The 15,121-nt window shown below is 65.4% G+C and carries 17 protein-coding genes; 13 read left to right on the top strand and 4 right to left on the bottom strand.

All coding sequences use genetic code 11. The annotated features are described in order from the left end of the window. The first annotated feature begins 23 nt into the window (after positions 1-23). Both BTO20_RS30825 and BTO20_RS30820 read left to right on the top strand, forming a co-directional pair. The gene (locus BTO20_RS30825; RefSeq protein ID WP_087079656.1) at positions 24-911 is read left to right on the top strand and encodes a phosphoribosylaminoimidazolesuccinocarboxamide synthase; all 888 of its coding nucleotides are present in this window, start codon (positions 24-26) and stop codon (positions 909-911) included. Then, a complete protein-coding gene (locus BTO20_RS30820; RefSeq protein ID WP_087079655.1) occupies positions 908-3,070 on the top strand; it encodes a S9 family peptidase in 2,163 nt (720 codons plus the stop codon). Before BTO20_RS30825 ends, BTO20_RS30820 begins: the two co-directional genes overlap by 4 nt. Here the strand turns inward: BTO20_RS30820 and BTO20_RS30815 are convergent. Continuing rightward, positions 2,996-3,445: a DoxX family protein gene (locus BTO20_RS30815; RefSeq protein ID WP_087079654.1), complete on the bottom strand. Its 450-nt coding sequence runs from the start codon at positions 3,443-3,445 to the stop codon at positions 2,996-2,998. The genes BTO20_RS30820 and BTO20_RS30815 overlap by 75 nt on opposite strands. Positions 3,446-3,529: 84 nt before the next feature. Between BTO20_RS30815 and BTO20_RS30810 the strand changes: the two genes are divergently transcribed. The 4 genes from BTO20_RS30810 (at position 3,530) to BTO20_RS30795 (ending at position 7,019) form a co-directional block, all read left to right on the top strand. Then, on the top strand, positions 3,530-4,075 hold the full coding sequence (locus tag BTO20_RS30810) for a TetR/AcrR family transcriptional regulator (RefSeq protein WP_087079653.1): 546 nt from the start codon (positions 3,530-3,532) through the stop codon (positions 4,073-4,075). 18 nt (positions 4,076-4,093) lie between these two features. Then, a complete protein-coding gene (locus BTO20_RS30805; RefSeq protein ID WP_087079652.1) occupies positions 4,094-4,582 on the top strand; it encodes a glutathione peroxidase in 489 nt (162 codons plus the stop codon). Positions 4,583-4,649: 67 nt separating this feature from the next. Further along, a complete protein-coding gene (locus tag BTO20_RS30800; protein WP_087079651.1) occupies positions 4,650-5,354 on the top strand; it encodes a DUF2334 domain-containing protein in 705 nt (234 codons plus the stop codon). A 21-nt stretch (positions 5,355-5,375) separates the two neighbouring features. After that, complete coding sequence (locus tag BTO20_RS30795) at positions 5,376-7,019, top strand: FAD-binding dehydrogenase (protein ID WP_087079650.1); 1,644 nt, start codon at positions 5,376-5,378, stop codon at positions 7,017-7,019. Here the strand turns inward: BTO20_RS30795 and BTO20_RS30790 are convergent. Further along, on the bottom strand, positions 7,016-7,654 hold the full coding sequence (locus BTO20_RS30790) for an MBL fold metallo-hydrolase (protein ID WP_198344119.1): 639 nt from the start codon (positions 7,652-7,654) through the stop codon (positions 7,016-7,018). The genes BTO20_RS30795 and BTO20_RS30790 overlap by 4 nt on opposite strands. Positions 7,655-7,685: 31 nt before the next feature. Between BTO20_RS30790 and BTO20_RS30785 the strand changes: the two genes are divergently transcribed. The 7 genes from BTO20_RS30785 to BTO20_RS30755 all read left to right on the top strand — a co-directional run bounded on the left by BTO20_RS30785 (position 7,686) and on the right by BTO20_RS30755 (position 13,081). Beyond that, positions 7,686-8,348 (top strand): ATPase, encoded by a 663-nt coding sequence (locus tag BTO20_RS30785; RefSeq protein ID WP_087082918.1) that lies wholly within the window; start codon positions 7,686-7,688, stop codon positions 8,346-8,348. Positions 8,349-8,358: 10 nt separating this feature from the next. Further along, positions 8,359-8,598, top strand: a complete 240-nt coding sequence (purS, locus tag BTO20_RS30780) for a phosphoribosylformylglycinamidine synthase subunit PurS (RefSeq protein WP_019970485.1) — start codon at positions 8,359-8,361, stop codon at positions 8,596-8,598. Further along, positions 8,595-9,269, top strand: coding sequence for a phosphoribosylformylglycinamidine synthase subunit PurQ (purQ, locus tag BTO20_RS30775; protein WP_087079649.1), 675 nt, complete (start codon positions 8,595-8,597; stop codon positions 9,267-9,269). The genes purS and purQ overlap by 4 nt, the downstream gene beginning before the upstream one ends. A gap of 108 nt (positions 9,270-9,377) precedes the next feature. Beyond that, positions 9,378-9,662, top strand: coding sequence for a type VII secretion target (locus tag BTO20_RS30770; RefSeq protein ID WP_087079648.1), 285 nt, complete (start codon positions 9,378-9,380; stop codon positions 9,660-9,662). Then, positions 9,598-11,004 carry a WXG100 family type VII secretion target gene (locus BTO20_RS30765; RefSeq protein WP_157680362.1) on the top strand — a complete coding sequence of 469 codons (1,407 nt, stop codon included), beginning with the start codon at positions 9,598-9,600 and terminating at the stop codon, positions 11,002-11,004. The genes BTO20_RS30770 and BTO20_RS30765 overlap by 65 nt, the downstream gene beginning before the upstream one ends. Further along, complete coding sequence (locus BTO20_RS30760) at positions 11,001-11,738, top strand: hypothetical protein (protein WP_157680361.1); 738 nt, start codon at positions 11,001-11,003, stop codon at positions 11,736-11,738. The genes BTO20_RS30765 and BTO20_RS30760 overlap by 4 nt, the downstream gene beginning before the upstream one ends. Before the next feature lie 62 nt (positions 11,739-11,800). Then, positions 11,801-13,081: a hypothetical protein gene (locus BTO20_RS30755; protein WP_232491292.1), complete on the top strand. Its 1,281-nt coding sequence runs from the start codon at positions 11,801-11,803 to the stop codon at positions 13,079-13,081. A gap of 162 nt (positions 13,082-13,243) precedes the next feature. On the opposite strand, the gene BTO20_RS30750 is transcribed toward BTO20_RS30755, so the two are convergent. Both BTO20_RS30750 and BTO20_RS30745 read right to left on the bottom strand, forming a co-directional pair. After that, complete coding sequence (locus tag BTO20_RS30750) at positions 13,244-14,041, bottom strand: family 1 encapsulin nanocompartment shell protein (protein WP_029369870.1); 798 nt, start codon at positions 14,039-14,041, stop codon at positions 13,244-13,246. Then, positions 14,038-15,075: a Dyp-type peroxidase gene (locus tag BTO20_RS30745; RefSeq protein ID WP_087079644.1), complete on the bottom strand. Its 1,038-nt coding sequence runs from the start codon at positions 15,073-15,075 to the stop codon at positions 14,038-14,040. The genes BTO20_RS30750 and BTO20_RS30745 overlap by 4 nt, the downstream gene beginning before the upstream one ends. Between the last annotated feature and the right edge of the window lie 46 nt (positions 15,076-15,121).

The following is a 15,121-nucleotide window of genomic DNA, read 5'->3' as shown; positions in this document are numbered from 1 at the left end:
ATCCCAACACATAGTCTGACCGAATGCGTCCCGCTCTGTCCGAGTACCAGCACCTGGCCAGCGGCAAGGTCCGCGAGCTGTACCGCGTCGACGACGACCACCTGCTGTTCGTGGCGTCCGACCGGATCTCGGCCTACGACCACATCCTCGACTCGCAGATCCCCGACAAGGGTCGGATCCTCACCGCGATGAGCGTCTTCTTCTTCGACCACGTCGAGGCGCCCAACCATCTCGCGGGTCCACCGGACGATCCGCGCATCCCCGAGGAGGTGCTGGGCCGTGCGCTGGTGGTGCGCCGGCTCAAGATGCTGCCGGTCGAGTGCGTGGCGCGCGGCTACCTCACCGGATCCGGTCTGATCGACTATCAGAAGACCGGCTCGGTGTGCGGTATCCCGCTGCCGCCCGGGCTCGGGGAGGCCAGCAAGTTCGATGAGCCGTTGTTCACCCCGGCCACCAAGGCCGAATTGGGTGAGCACGACGAGAACATCTCGTTCGCCCAGGTGATCGATCTGGTGGGCCCGGTGCTGGCCAACCAGCTCAAGGCGCGCACGCTGCAGACCTACCTGCAGGGCGCCGACCACGCACTGACCAAGGGCATCATCATCGCGGACACGAAGTTCGAATTCGGTGTCGACGAGAACGGCGACGTGGTGCTGGCCGACGAGGTCTTCACGCCGGATTCGTCGCGGTACTGGCGCGCGGATTCATACCGGCAGGGCGTGGTGCAGGACAGTTTCGACAAGCAGTTCGTGCGGAACTGGCTGACCGGGCCGGAGTCGGGCTGGGACCGTCACGGAGAGGCCCCGCCACCGCCGCTGCCCGATGAAATCGTGACGGCGACGAGGGACCGCTATATCGAGGCCTATGAACGCATTTCGGGGCTGCGCTTCGCCGATTGGATCGGCGCATGAGTGAGCCGGTGACTCCTCCGATCGCCAAGCGTGGCAACCATCGCCGCGAGCACCACGGCGACGTGTTCGTCGACCCGTACGAGTGGCTGCGCGACAAGGACGATCCCGAGGTGATCGCCCATCTGGAAGCCGAGAACGCGTTCACCACGTATGCGACGGAGTATCTGGAGCCCTTGCGGCAGAAGATCTTCGACGAGATCAAGGCCCGCACCAAGGAGACCGACCTGTCGGTCCCGACTCGTCGGGGCAGCTGGTGGTACTACGCCCGCTCCTTCGAAGGCAAGCAGTACGGCGTGCACTGCCGTTGCCCGGTCACCGATCCCGATGACTGGACGCCGCCCGAGTTCGACGAGCACACCGACGTCCCGGGTGAGCAGGTGCTGCTCGACGAGAACGTCGAAGCCGACGGCCACGACTACTTTGCGCTCGGGGCGGCCTCGGTCAGCCTGGACGGCAATGTGTTGGCGTATTCGGTCGACGTCAAGGGCGATGAGCGCTACACCCTGCGATTTCGGGACCTGCGCACCGGGCAGGAGTATGACGACACGATCGTCGGCATCGGTTCGGGCGCGACGTGGGCAGCCGACAGCAGGACGATCTACTACACCACCGTCGACGACGCCTGGCGCCCGGACACGGTGTGGCGGCACCGTCTCGCTGCGGGCCTACCGGCCGAAAAGGTGTACCACGAACCCGACGAACGGTTCTGGGTCGGCGTCGGACGCAGCCGCAGCAACAAGTACCTGTTCATCGCGGCGGGCAGCGCGGTCACCACGGAGGTCCGTTACGCCGATGCCAACGATCCGCAAGCGCAGTTCGTCCCGGTGTGGGAGCGGCGGGATCTGGTCGAGTACTCCGTCGAGCATGCCGTCATCGGAGGTGAGGACCGCTTCCTCATCCTGCACAACGACGGTGCCGAGAATTTCACGCTCGTCGATGCACCTGTCAACGACCCCAACGCTTTTCATCCGCTGATCGCCCACCGCGCCGATGTGCGTCTCGACGCCGTCGACGCTTTCGACGGATTCCTGGTGATCAGTTACCGCAGCGAGGCGCTGCCGAAGATTCAGCTGTGGCCCGTGAACGCCAACGGCGGGTACGGCACAGCCGAGGAACTGACTTTCGACTCCGAGCTGACCGCTGCGGGCCTGGGTGGCAATCCCAACTGGTCTGCACCCAAACTGCGGATCGCCGCAACCTCATTCGTCACCCCGGCCCGGGTCTACGACCTGGATCTCGCGACGGGGCACCGGACGCTGCTGCGCGAGCAGCCGGTGTTGGGCGGCTACCGGCCGGAAGACTATGTGGAACGCCGGGATTGGGCGACGGCGCCCGACGGTGCGCGGGTACCGATCTCGATCATCCATCGGGCGGGTCTGCAATTCCCCGCCCCCACATTGCTGTACGGCTACGGTGCCTACGAGTCGTGCGAGGATCCGCGGTTTTCGATTGCCCGGCTGTCACTGCTGGACCGGGGCATGGTGTTCGCGATCGCCCACGTGCGCGGCGGCGGTGAGCTCGGTCGGCCGTGGTACGAGCACGGCAAGCTGCTGGAGAAGATGAACACCTTCACCGATTTCATTTCGGTGGCAAGGCATCTCATCGACACCGACCTGACGCGGTCGCAGAACCTGGTGGCCCTCGGGGGCAGCGCCGGTGGGCTGCTGATGGGCGCGATCGCCAACATGGCACCGGAACTGTTCGCAGGCATTCTGGCCCAGGTGCCGTTCGTCGACGCGCTGACCACGATTCTCGACCCGTCGTTGCCGCTGACCGTCACCGAGTGGGACGAGTGGGGAAATCCGTTGGAGGACCCCGAGGTTTACGCCTACATGAAGTCCTACACGCCGTATGAGAACGTCGCGGCCAGGGAGTACCCGCCGATCCTGGCGATGACCTCGCTCAACGACACCCGGGTGTATTACGTCGAACCGGCGAAATGGGTTGCCGCGCTGCGGCATGTCCAGTCCGATCCGGCGAACGACGCCAACAAGGTGCTCCTGAAGACCGAGATGGTGGCCGGTCACGGCGGTATCAGTGGACGCTACGAACGCTGGAAAGAGGCGGCCTTCCAGTACGCCTGGCTACTGGCCGCCGCCGATCGCGACAACTACGGCAGCGGCCAGGTAGACAGCCTCTTCAGCGGCCCGAAGACCTAACCGGGAGGTCATCGACTTCGGCGGGCTCGGCATCCGGGCGGCGTACACGTTGGCCGGAAACATGGCGAGCATCAGCAGAAAGAGACATACCGCCGCGGCTACCCGGGTCGGCGGGTAGAGCAGGCCGAGCGCACCGGCCAGCTCGAGCACACCGGTGACGGTCACCAGCAGCGCCGGGGCGGGAAGCCGCGGCGGCACGATCGCGATCATGTCTGCGCGCAGTGGATTGACGAAGTGGGCGACGCCCGTCATCACGAACATCGTCGCGAGGCCGACGGCGACGGCGCGGGGCCAGCTGTCGACGTAGTCGACCCCTGCCCAGCCGATGACGCGGGCTGCCACGCTGCCCAGAACCAACGTCAGGAACACGGCCATCGCGAACCCCAATCTTGTCATTGTCTAGTTAGACACGGTACCGCCAATCTAGGCGATGTCAAGATTGCGCACTAGGATGGTCGCATGAGCTACCACCACGGGGGTCTGAGGGCCGTGATCCTGGCCCACGCCGCGACCCTGGTGGCGCAGCGCGGGGCCGACGGCGTCTCGCTGCGTGAACTGGCACGCGCGGCCGGGGTATCGCATGCCGCACCGGCGCACCACTTCACCGATCGGCGCGGACTGTTCACCGCGCTGGCCACCGAAGGCTTCCAGTTGCTGGCCGCGGCGCTGACCGACGCCCGTCCCAAGTTCATCGACGCCGCCAAGGCCTATGTCCGGTTCGCGCTGGACCATCCCGGCCACTACGCGGTGATGTTCGACAAGTCGCTCTACGACGAGACCAATCCCGAACTCGTCGTGGCGGCCGCGGCCGCGCGGGCCGAACTCGACAGCGGGGTGGGCACTCTCGTCGACGCCAAAGCCCACGCCGACCCCGAAGCGGCGGCGCTGGCGGCATGGTCGCTGGTGCACGGCTTCTCGTTGCTCTGGCTCAACGATGCGATCGACACAGGCGCCGACCCGGTCGGCGTCGTCGAGAGATTGGGCCTGATCCTGTTCGACGCCTAGGTGCGGTAGCGTCGAGCTGTGAGCATCGACCAAATACCGCTGACCACCCTCGACGGCACCCCGACCACGTTGGGCGCGTTGGCAACTGGCGCGGCACTGGTGGTCAACGTGGCGTCGAAATGCGGTCTCACCCCGCAGTACGCGGCGCTGGAGAAACTCGCGCAGGACTATGGCGACCGTGGTCTGACCGTCGTCGGCGTGCCGTGCAACCAGTTCATGGGGCAGGAGCCCGGCACCGCCGAGGAGATCCAGACCTTCTGCTCGACCACCTACGGCGTCACCTTCCCGCTGCTGGCCAAGACCGACGTCAACGGGCCGGACCGGCACCCGCTCTACGCCGCCCTGACCACGGCCGCCGACGCCGAGGGTGCGGCCGGTGACATCCAGTGGAATTTCGAGAAGTTCCTGCTCGCCCCCGGTGGGGTGGTGGTGAACCGGTTCCGACCGCGTACCGCGCCCGATGCACCCGAGGTGCTGGCAGCCATCGAAGCTGTCCTGCCGCGATAGCCGAATCGACATTCCGCGGCAGAGTGTTGGAAACCGTTGCGTCATGTGACGTTGTCACACTGATGGGGTGACCGGACAACTCTTCGTCTCGATCTCACAGATCAGCGACCGCACGCTGGCCGACGTCGAGTCGTTCTGCGCCGAACTCGACAGCCGGGGCGTGCCGGCCTCGCTTCTGGTCGCACCACGACTCAAGGCCGGATACCGCCTCGACCGCGACGCCCCGACGGTGGAATGGCTGACCACGCGCCGCGCCGCCGGCGACGCCGTGGTCCTGCACGGGTACGACGAGGCCGCCACCAAGAAGCGGCGCGGCGAGTTCGCGAGCCTGCCCGCGCACGAGGCCAATCTGCGGATCATGGGAGCCGACCGGGTGCTCGAGCACCTCGGGCTACGTACCAGGCTGTTCGCCGCCCCGGGCTGGACGGTGTCGCAAGGCACCGTGACCGCATTACCGCGCAACGGCTTTCGGTTGCTGGCCGGCCTCAGCGGAGTCACCGACCTGGTCCGCCAGACCACCCTGCGGGCCCGGGTGCTCGGTATCGGCGAGGGCTTCCTCACCGAGCCGTGGTGGTGCCGGACACTCGTTCTGGCCGCTGAACGCACCGCCCGGCGCGACGGCGTTGTGCGCGTCGCGGTGGCCGCGCGTCACCTGCGCAGGCCCGGTCCGCGTCAAGCCATGCTCGACGCCATCGACCTGGCTTTGCTGCACAACAGCGTGCCTGCCGTCTACCACTGGAACGCCGATCCGGTACTGACCGACGCCGCCTGACTCGCGCTAGTCTTGCCTCTCATGGCAGACGCCGACGTCATCGTCGTGGGAGCAGGTCTGGCTGGACTGGTGGCCGCCTGCGAACTCGTCGAGCGTGGACACCGCGTGCTCATCGTGGACCAGGAGAACGCGGCCAACGTCGGCGGTCAGGCGTTCTGGTCGTTCGGCGGACTGTTCTTCGTCGACAGCCCCGAACAACGCAGGCTCGGCATCCGTGACAGCGAAGCGCTCGCGCTGCAGGACTGGTTGGGCACGGCGGGATTCGATCGGCCCGAAGACCACTGGCCCCGCGAATGGGCGCATGCCTACGTGGATTTCGCGGCGGGGGAGAAGCGCAGCTGGCTGCGGGCCCGCGGGTTGCAGACCTTCCCCTTGGTCGGCTGGGCCGAGCGAGGTGGGTATGACGCGCTCGGACATGGCAATTCGGTACCGCGGTTCCACATCACGTGGGGGACCGGACCCGCGCTCGTCGAGATTTTCGCGCGCCGCGTGCGCAACAACGCGCGCGTCCGATTCGCCCACCGGCACCGCGTCGACGAGCTGATCGTGTCCGACGGTCTGGTGACCGGCGTGCGAGGCTCGGTGCTGGAGCCGTCGTCGGCCGCCCGTGGTGTGGCGTCATCGCGAAATGTAGTGGGGTACTTCGAGTTCCATGCGGCGGCCGTGATCGTGGCCAGCGGTGGGATCGGCGGTAACCACGAGCTGGTCCGCAAGAACTGGCCGGAGCGGATGGGCCGGGTGCCCGAACAACTGCTCAGCGGGGTGCCCGCCCACGTCGATGGACGCATGATCGGCATCTCCGAGGCCGCTGGTGGGCGCGTCATCAACAGTGACCGCATGTGGCACTACACCGAGGGAATCACCAATTACGATCCCATCTGGCCCGCACACGGCATCCGCATCCTGCCCGGTCCTTCGTCACTGTGGTTGGACGCCAACGGAAGACGCCTACCGGTGCCGCTGTACCCCGGTTTCGACACCCTCGGCACATTGGAGCACATCTGCCGAACCGGGCAGGACTACACGTGGTTCATCCTCAACGCCCGGATCATCGCCAAGGAGTTCGCGCTCTCGGGTCAGGAACAGAATCCCGATCTGACCGACCGCAGCGTGCGGGACGTGCTGGCGCGGGTCAGGCGCGGCGCCCCCGCTCCGGTCCAGGCGTTCGTCGACCGCGGCGTCGACTTCGTCAGCGCAGATACCTTGCGCGAGTTGGTATCCGCGATGAACACGGTCCCCGATGTCATCGGACTCGACTACGCAACGGTTGCCGCCGAGGTCACCGCCCGCGACCGCGAAGTGGCCAACCGCTACACCAAGGACGGACAGATCACCGCGATCCGCGCAGCGCGTGGCTACCTCGGTGACCGGCTGGGTCGCGTCGTCGCACCGCACCGGCTCACCGATCCGGAAGCCGGCCCCCTGATCGCCGTCAAACTGCACATCCTCACCCGAAAGTCCTTGGGTGGCTTGGAAACCGACTTGGACTCCCGGGTGCTGCGCGAGGACGGCACTGCACTGCCCGGGCTGTACGCTGCCGGCGAGGCGGCCGGATTCGGCGGCGGGGGCGTGCACGGCTACCGGTCCCTGGAGGGAACGTTCCTGGGCGGCTGCATCTTCTCGGGCCGCGCCGCCGGTCGGGGCGCGGCGGCCGACATCGCTTAGAACTCGGTGCCGTTTTCCTCGTCGAGTACCTGGAAATCGGTGGTGGTCATCTCGCTGAGCCGGCCGTAGTAGATGCCCCGCGCGTTGCGCTCGATGATGCCCTGGTGGATCGGCACCGCCCGGGCCGGCGCCACCGCGCGCAGGTACTCGACGGCCTCGGATACCTTCATCCACGGCGCGGCAGCCGGGGTGGCCAGCACGTCGACCGGCTCGCCGGGTACGAACAGCGCGTCGCCCGGATGCATCAATCGCGCCGGATGCTCGTCATCGCCCAGCAGATACGAAATGTTGTCGATCACCGGGATTTCCGGGTGGATCACCGCGTGCCTGCCGCCGACGCCGCGAACGGTGATGTTGCCGACCTGGAACTGGTCGCCTACCTGCACGGCCTGCCAGGCTCCACCCAGCTGGGCAGCGGTCTGCGGATCGGCGTACAGGGCGGCCTGCGGGTTGGCGTCGACCAGCGCGGGCAGGCGGGCCGGATCGGCGTGATCGGGGTGCTGATGGGTGATCAGGATTGCCGACAGGCCGGTGATGCCCTCGAATCCGTGCGAGAAATTGCCCGGGTCGAACAACACCGTGGTGTCCGACATGCTGGCCAGAAGGCATGAATGTCCGAAATGCGTCAATTGCATGCCTATATTGTTGCCCTCAGTGGCTGCAATCATGCGGATGATGTGGGCGATGTTGCTCGCGGTCTTCGGACTGGCGGCCGCGCCCGGGGCGGCCTCGTCGCAGCCCTCAACCTGTCCGCCGATGTGCGACCAGATCCCCGCCTCCGCATGGATCGCCGCGTCGGAGATTCCCCTGTTCCGCAACTACCACTGGCAGGAGCCTGCCGGGTTGGCGGTGGCGACGGTGAGCCCGCGGTTCCGCTTCGAGGACGACTGCGCGACGCCGCCGCTGCCTGGTGACGCCCGCGGCTACGCGGTCAGTGCGCGGGCGCTCATCCCTGAGCCGGGCGGTCAATGGCAGGTGCAGGCGCAGGTGGTGCACTGGCGCGGCGAGACCTGGCGCGGCGCCGACATCACGCTCGGGGTGATCCGGGTGGCGGCCGGCGCGCTGCGGGCCTGCCAACTGACCGCACCACAGGCCTCTCCGTCGATCACCACCGACGTGCCCGGTCAGCTCGCGGCGGTGCTGAGCGTCGACGGCACCAGGGTGCTGCATCAGTATTTGCTGGCCGACACCCGCAACAGCACCGTGGTGGAGCTCGCCATGTGGTCAACGACCCCGCCGCAGATTCCGTGGCCGACGATTCCCGATAGCCAGGTCTTCGATGCGATGACCAGGCCACTGTGCGACGCCTACCTGGGGTCGTGCCGGTAGAGTGTGCGCCGTGGCAAAGGTAGTTGTGCATGTGATGCCCAAGGCTGAGATCCTGGACCCCCAGGGGCAGGCCATTGTCGGGGCGCTCGGCCGTCTCGGGCATGCGGGTATCTCAGATGTTCGACAAGGCAAGCGCTTTGAGCTCGAGGTCGACGATTCCGTGGCCGACGAGACGCTGGCCGAGATCGCCGAGTCCCTGTTGGCCAACACCGTGATCGAAGACTTCGCGGTGAGCCGGGAGGATTCGTGACCGCCCGCGTCGGGGTCATCACCTTCCCCGGCACCCTCGACGACGTCGACGCCGCGCGTGCGGTGCGACTGGCCGGGGCCGAAGCGGTCAACCTCTGGCACGCCGACGCGGACCTGCACGGCGTCGACGCCGTCGTGGTGCCCGGCGGCTTCTCCTACGGCGACTACCTGCGCTGCGGCGCGATCGCCAAGTTCGCCCCGGTGATGGGTTCGGTGATCTCCGCGGCTGAAAACGGAATGCCGGTCCTGGGCATCTGCAACGGTTTTCAGGTGCTGTGCGAGGCGGGCTTGCTGCCCGGTGCCTTGACCCGCAACGCCGGACTGCACTTCATCTGCCGCGACGTGTGGCTCGAGGTGTCATCCTCCTCGACGGTGTGGACGACGCGCTACGAGCCGGGCGCCGATCTGCTGATCCCGCTGAAGTCAGGTGAAGGCCGCTACGTGGCCTCCGAGGCGGTGCTCGACGAACTCGAAGCCGAGGATCGCGTCGTCTTCCGCTACCGCGAGAACCTCAACGGCTCGATGCGCAACATCGCAGGCGTCTGCTCGGCCAACCGTCGCGTCGTCGGCCTCATGCCGCACCCCGAACACGCAACGGAAGCCTTGACCGGCCCCTCCGACGACGGTCTCGGCCTCTTCTACTCCGCACTGGACGCGGTCCTCACGGCCTGACGGCTGAGGCTTGGCGAAGTTGCCGCCCCGCTTCCTGTGAAGTAGCTGTTAGATTCAAGCCAGTGGTCCCGCGTGGACTGCTGGCTTGAAACAGCTTGAGGGGGCTAGGTGTTAGTCAATCCGGAATTGTTGCGCGCGTTCGCCAGTCAGGTCGACAACGCCGCGGCGGAGATCAGTGGGCTTGATGTCGGCAAAGTCGCCAGCACCGCGGCTGACGGACTGCCCGGGTCAGACACGCAGTGGGCGGCACGCCTGGTAGGCGAACATCTCGGGTCGGTGGCAACCGATATCGTCAGCGACATCGGTGCGGTTGGGCGAGCGGTCCGAGGTGCCGGAGACCGGTACGAAGTCGATGACGCTACGCTCGCCGGCGATTTCAAGGGACTGTTCTGACATGTTGCCGTCACGTTCGCGGCTGCAAAGCTGGAACCCGGAATCGCTGGAGCCCGCTGGAACGTCGGTCAAGAACTCCGGAATATCGATTCATACCGTGGTTCGAAATCTCGATGATCGCATCGACGCGATGCCTGAGGCACGCGGCTGGGCCGGACAAGCCCATACTGCCGCCGCAGGCATGTTCGAAAGGGCGACGAACAAGGCGTCGGCATTCAAGGACTACGCCGAAGCGTTCGCCGGCGCATTGCACAGTGGCAGTACCTGGATCAGCGCGGCGCGCAGGGATCTGCTGGCCAAGGCTGATGCGATCGACGCGACCGAATTGAACGTCACCGACCAATGGGTTGTGTTGATCGACCCGGCGGGAATGTCGGCGGAAAAAGCGGCCCAGTTGCAGAAGCAGGCCGAGGCAGCACAAGGTGAAATCAATCGATTGCTTGCGGCAGTCGACGACGCCGACAGCGCGGCCAGGGGTCGGCTACTTGCCGTGCTTGCAAGCGATGGGGCCGTCTTGGGCGATCCCGGGCAGGCGCCGCCTCGGCTACCGGCGCCTCCTCCAGTCGACGATGTTCCTGATCCCAAAACTGATGAGGGAAAGCAATTCCAGGAGGTTGCTCGCGCACAGGACATGGCGACAACAGTCCGCGAAGTCACCCATACGACGGACCCACGCGGCAACGAGGTCACCACGTACACGATGCTCGACGGCAGTCAGCAGATCGCGACGGAGTATGTGGAAGACCTGCCCAGCCAGATGATCTACCCGACCGGAACTGTGAGAGTCCTGCACCTCGACAAGAACGGCAACTGGATATCGGATACCACGACCACCCCGCGTGAGGACGGCGGCAAACGCACAGATGTGGCGTGGGCCGACGGGACACACATGACCATCTCGCAGAACCCCGACGGGACCCAGTCCGGGAGCTGCATCGCGGCCAACGGCAACGAAAAGAAGCTGCCGGATTCGTTCTTCCAAGACCCGATACCGACGTTGACCGGTGGCGCGCTTTCCGGTTTGGAGGTCAAGGCCGGCAAAGGCATCCAGGGAGTGAGCCCACACGTCCTCGATGGGCTGAAAGCGGGCGCAAAATGGGGCGGCCCCGCGATGGGCATCGCGCAGATGGCTCTCGGGATCTACACGGGGGACACAGCGTACGAGAAATGCGTGGCAGCCTGGTCCGGTGGAATCGGCCTGGCAGGAGGTTTCGCCACGTCGATTGCGGTAGGTGCGATACCCGGGGTTGGCCCGCTTGCCGCCATGGGAGGAAACGTGGCGGGCGGCTTTGTCTTTGGCTACGTCGGAAAGTTGGTCGGCAACGTGATGTGTGGGCCGTGAAGTCCTCTGTCGCCGCCGCGTTTCTGTGCCTCATCTTCGGCCCGTTCGGGGCGTTTTGTGTGGTGTGGACGTTCCTGTTCGCTGGGCGTGCTGAGTGGTTGTCGGCGGCCGTGGCGTTGGGTTTCGCGGTCTTCGCTTTGGGGATGGTCGCGATGCTGGTGGTTGTCGCATCGGGAAGAGTGTCACCCCGCGTCACGTGCCGCGACGGCGTGACGACGGTTCGGCCGGATCCCCGGATTGACCGCTGTCTCATGGCGTCGACGATCGGCGTGTTTATCGCGATGGGTGTCTACGCGGTGTTCGCGCCCCTCAACATGTTGGACATCCCGACACCGCGCGGCGACCAGAAGTATTACGTAGCCATGTGCGCTGTCGGAGCGGCCATTGGTGTGTTCAGCATGGGTCAGATTGCCCGGCAACGCGGTATGAGCCTGCTCCGGATGAGCGCCGACGGCATTGCAATGGGGAACTCGATGACAACAGCACGGCGCACCTGGGATGAACTGGCGGAGATCGCGGACAGGCCGCGTAATGGACGTAAGCCCACCGGGACGACGTATATAGCAACCGACGACGGGGGAATTCGGACACTTCCGTCGGACTGGTACACGCCGGCAGGTCAGGCGTTACGTGACCTGATGCGTTTCTATTGGGAGCATCCCGAACATCGTGAGGAGCTTGCCGACGGCCAAGCGGTACAACGACTCAACGTCGTTGCGAGAGGTGCTGAATGACGGTGAGACCGCTGTCACGGCTTCTTCGACGGTGCCTGGCCGTACTTACCGTTCTTGTCTTGGTGAGCTGCGGTGGCAAGACGACGCAAGGGCAGCCCCAATCCGAGGCTTTGGCACTCGACTTGCCGCAACAGACGCTGTTGGCACAGTCGATGCGCCAGCTGCCGGTTCCGGGCTGGACGGTCACCGTCGATCAGCTCGGGCTCCCGCCCGGTACAGTCGCGCGACCGGTAGGAAACGTCGGTGATCTAGGCGTGTTTCTCGGTATCACGGACGAAGGTTGGTGGCTGCTCGGCCTTGATGTGACCAGCGGCAAGCGCACGTTCGGACCAGTGCGGCTCGGACCGGCCGGCAACGCAACAAATTTCAACTGTTTCGTGAACGGGCCGCCCATGGTCCTGTGCGTTCGGCAGCCGGCTGACCTCAACGTGCCGTCGACAGCATGGGTGGTCGACACTTCATCCGGTGAAATGGTTTACGACGGGCCGACAGATCTGCGCGTCGCAGGGCGGCAGGGACAACCAAATCTTGAGCAACTCGGCGAATATGCAATAGCGATCGTGATCGGCGTGGGTATATACGGCGTTGGTGCACACGGCGAGTTGACCTGGTTTGTGCCCGGCGACGGTGGCTTGACTTCGCAATTCAGTGTGCGGCACCGCGACACTGTGCCCTCGACGTTGGCGGTCCAGGGCAGTGGGAGAGTCGCCGATGTGGTGTTCTCCGTCGTCGACGGCCACGTCGTCAAACCGGATATCGCGCCCGGCACCGACCTCGGACGTGCCGTCGTCTATCAAGGTGGCTTCGGATATGAATACACCGTGGCCGGTGACTATACGACCGAACGAGTGGCATTCTTCGACCACACGGGCAAGAAGCTCAGTGAACCGCGAGTGGAGGGCACACTCGAAAACCGTTCCCTTGACATACCGTTGGTTGGTTCAAAGACGAATGACGTGGTCCTCACATTGGACGGCCAGCGGGTTCTCGGGCTACCACCATCAGGCCCTTCGCCGTACGCCCGACTGATCGGATCCCGGTTTCTCGTCTCGGCCGATGCCAAACAACGAGTGTGGCAGCAATTCGACCTGCGAACGGGTGAGGCAGGGAAAACCTGTGAAGGCGAAAGCCTTTGGACGTACTACATAGGTTCGGACGGAGAGGTGGTCGTTGCGCGCGACGAGGGCGACGGACTGGTACAGGGCGTCGATCTGACGACGTGCGCTGTGTTGTGGTCGATACCGGGTCCTGCTCCGAGCGAGGCGAAAGAGGTGTGGAAGGTACACACCACTTTGGTTCAACGCACGGACGACAAGCTCTTCTCACTGGTGGCGCCGAAGTAGGCGTCACCCTCGATCACCGCGAGCGTGCGCAAAATGCCGACCGCGAGCGGCGTGTCGCGGAGCAGACACGCACGCTCGCGGTGCGAAAGGGCTCGCGGTGCGAAAGGGCGCGCGGTGCGAAAGGGCGCGCGGTGCGAAAGGGCGCGCGGTGCGAAGCGAGCGTCAGGCGGTGAGGGCCACCGATGCCTCGGCGGTGTAGCAGAGGAACGTCAGAGTCTCCTGCATGTACAGCTTGACGCTGTCGGCATCGTGGGACAGGTACCCGATGGACACATCGGTGCCGAGGTGCAGATCGAAATCCCCACCGCGGGTGGACAACACGAACGCACCGTCGATGGCAGGCGCCCAGATGATGTCCCCGTCGACCAGTCGGCTGAGATGATCCCGGATCGGGTAACCGTGTGCGGTGGTCTCGCTGACCTTGGTGTAGGTCGCCGCGGAGAGCAGAACCGAGTACGGGCCGTCGACACCGGCCAGGCGCAGCTCCGAAAGTGCCTGGGCGATCACGTCGGGAATCTCGCGAGCATCATCGGGAAGGGCCAGCGCGGGATTGGAACTGGCGCTGCGGATGCCTTGGATGGATGCGGCGCCGTAGCCTTCGAAGATGGCTCGGTCTTCCACGAAGGCCAGCTTCTTGGCGGCGTCTTTGACCGGATCCCAGTCCGAATCCTGGGCGCCGCGCTCGACATCGTCGATTGCGGTGCGCGACACCGTGAACGGCACGCGCAACCGCACCAGGGGCTGGCTCGCCCGCAGATTGGCCTGCACCCCGTCGGCGGGCGCTTCGACGTCGAGCAGGTGACCGGTGCTCACCGCGGCCTCCACCGGACTGCCAGACCCCGTCACGTCGACGACTCGGCGCCCGGCGATGTGGCGCTTGAACGTCCGGGTCGCCTCGGTTTCGATTTCGCCCCAGGCGGACTCGGTGATCGGAGCTAGTTCGCGGTAGAGATTGTTCATTGCGGTGTTCCTTTCAGGCTGCCGATCGCAAGTGAGGTGTCATTGCTGCTCGCCGCCGGCTCCTCGACAGAAACCGGTTGCGATTCTTCTGCCCGGTCCGCCGGGAGCGGCGGTGGATCATCCAGGAAGTCGATGGTGGGACTGAAGAACAGGCCGCCTGTGACGGCCGTGGAGAAATCGAGGATGCGGTCGGTGTTACCCGGGGGGTCACCGATGAACATGTTGCGCAGCATCCGCTCGGTGACGTTGGGTGTGCGGGAATATCCGATGTAGTACGTGCCGAATTCGCCCTTGCCGATCTCGCCGAACGGCATGTTGTGTCGGATGATCTTCAGCTCATTGCCGTCGGCGTCTTCGATGACGTTGAGGGCGAGGTGAGAATTGGGTGGTTTCACCGCATCGGACATCTCGATGTCATCGAGTTTCGTGCGCCCGATCACCCGCTCCTGCTCCTCGACGGACAACGAGTTCCACGATGTCATGTCGTGCAGGTATTTCTGGACATGCACGTAGCAGCCGCCGGCGAAATCCGGGTCCTCATCGCCGATTTGGGTGGCGTTGGTGGCCACCGGCCCGTTCGGGTTCTCGGTGCCGTCGACGAATCCGAGCAGATCCCTGTTGTCGAAGAACTTGAAGCCGTGCACCTCGTCGACGATGGTGATGGCACCCGCCATCGCATCGACGAGTTTGGTTGCGAGTTCGAAACATACGTCCATGGACTCGGCCCGCAGGTGGAACAGCAGGTCTCCCGGCGTTGCCGGGGCGTGGTGGCGCAGACCGTCGAGGGCGACAAAGGGATGCAGTTCGGCCGGGCGTGGACCGGAGAACAGCCGGTCCCAGGCGTGGGAGCCGATCGACACGATCGCCGACAAATGTTTGGTGGGATCACGGAATCCGATTGCGCGGACCAGGCCCGAGATATCGGTCAGAGCGTCGTGGACTGCCGCTTCCTGACCTTCGTCGATCGTCGAGACCATGAACACGGCAGCCGGTGTCAGCGGGGCCAGAACCGGCTGGGGCTGTGGTGCGGGCACATCAGGACCCTAGCGCGGACCGCCGTGAAATCCAGGCCAAGATAGA

It is taken from the genome of Mycobacterium dioxanotrophicus, assembly GCF_002157835.1.
GTDB lineage: Bacteria > Actinomycetota > Actinomycetes > Mycobacteriales > Mycobacteriaceae > Mycobacterium > Mycobacterium dioxanotrophicus.
The sequence above is the reverse complement of the archived record's forward strand: the minus strand, read 5'-3'. Positions and strand labels throughout refer to the sequence as shown.

What these genes read in the sequence shown, in the direction of transcription:
- BTO20_RS30825 (WP_087079656.1), top strand. Translation starts at nt 24, where the DNA reads ATGCGTCCCGCTCTGTCCGAGTACCAGCACCTGGCCAGCGGCAAGGTC.
- BTO20_RS30820 (WP_087079655.1), top strand. Translation starts at nt 908, where the DNA reads ATGAGTGAGCCGGTGACTCCTCCGATCGCCAAGCGTGGCAACCATCGC.
- BTO20_RS30815 (WP_087079654.1), bottom strand. Translation starts at nt 3,445, where the DNA reads ATGGCCGTGTTCCTGACGTTGGTTCTGGGCAGCGTGGCAGCCCGCGTC.
- BTO20_RS30810 (WP_087079653.1), top strand. Translation starts at nt 3,530, where the DNA reads ATGAGCTACCACCACGGGGGTCTGAGGGCCGTGATCCTGGCCCACGCC.
- BTO20_RS30795 (WP_087079650.1), top strand. Translation starts at nt 5,376, where the DNA reads ATGGCAGACGCCGACGTCATCGTCGTGGGAGCAGGTCTGGCTGGACTG.
- BTO20_RS30790 (WP_198344119.1), bottom strand. Translation starts at nt 7,654, where the DNA reads ATGCAATTGACGCATTTCGGACATTCATGCCTTCTGGCCAGCATGTCG.
- BTO20_RS30785 (WP_087082918.1), top strand. Translation starts at nt 7,686, where the DNA reads ATGCGGATGATGTGGGCGATGTTGCTCGCGGTCTTCGGACTGGCGGCC.
- BTO20_RS30750 (WP_029369870.1), bottom strand. Translation starts at nt 14,041, where the DNA reads ATGAACAATCTCTACCGCGAACTAGCTCCGATCACCGAGTCCGCCTGG.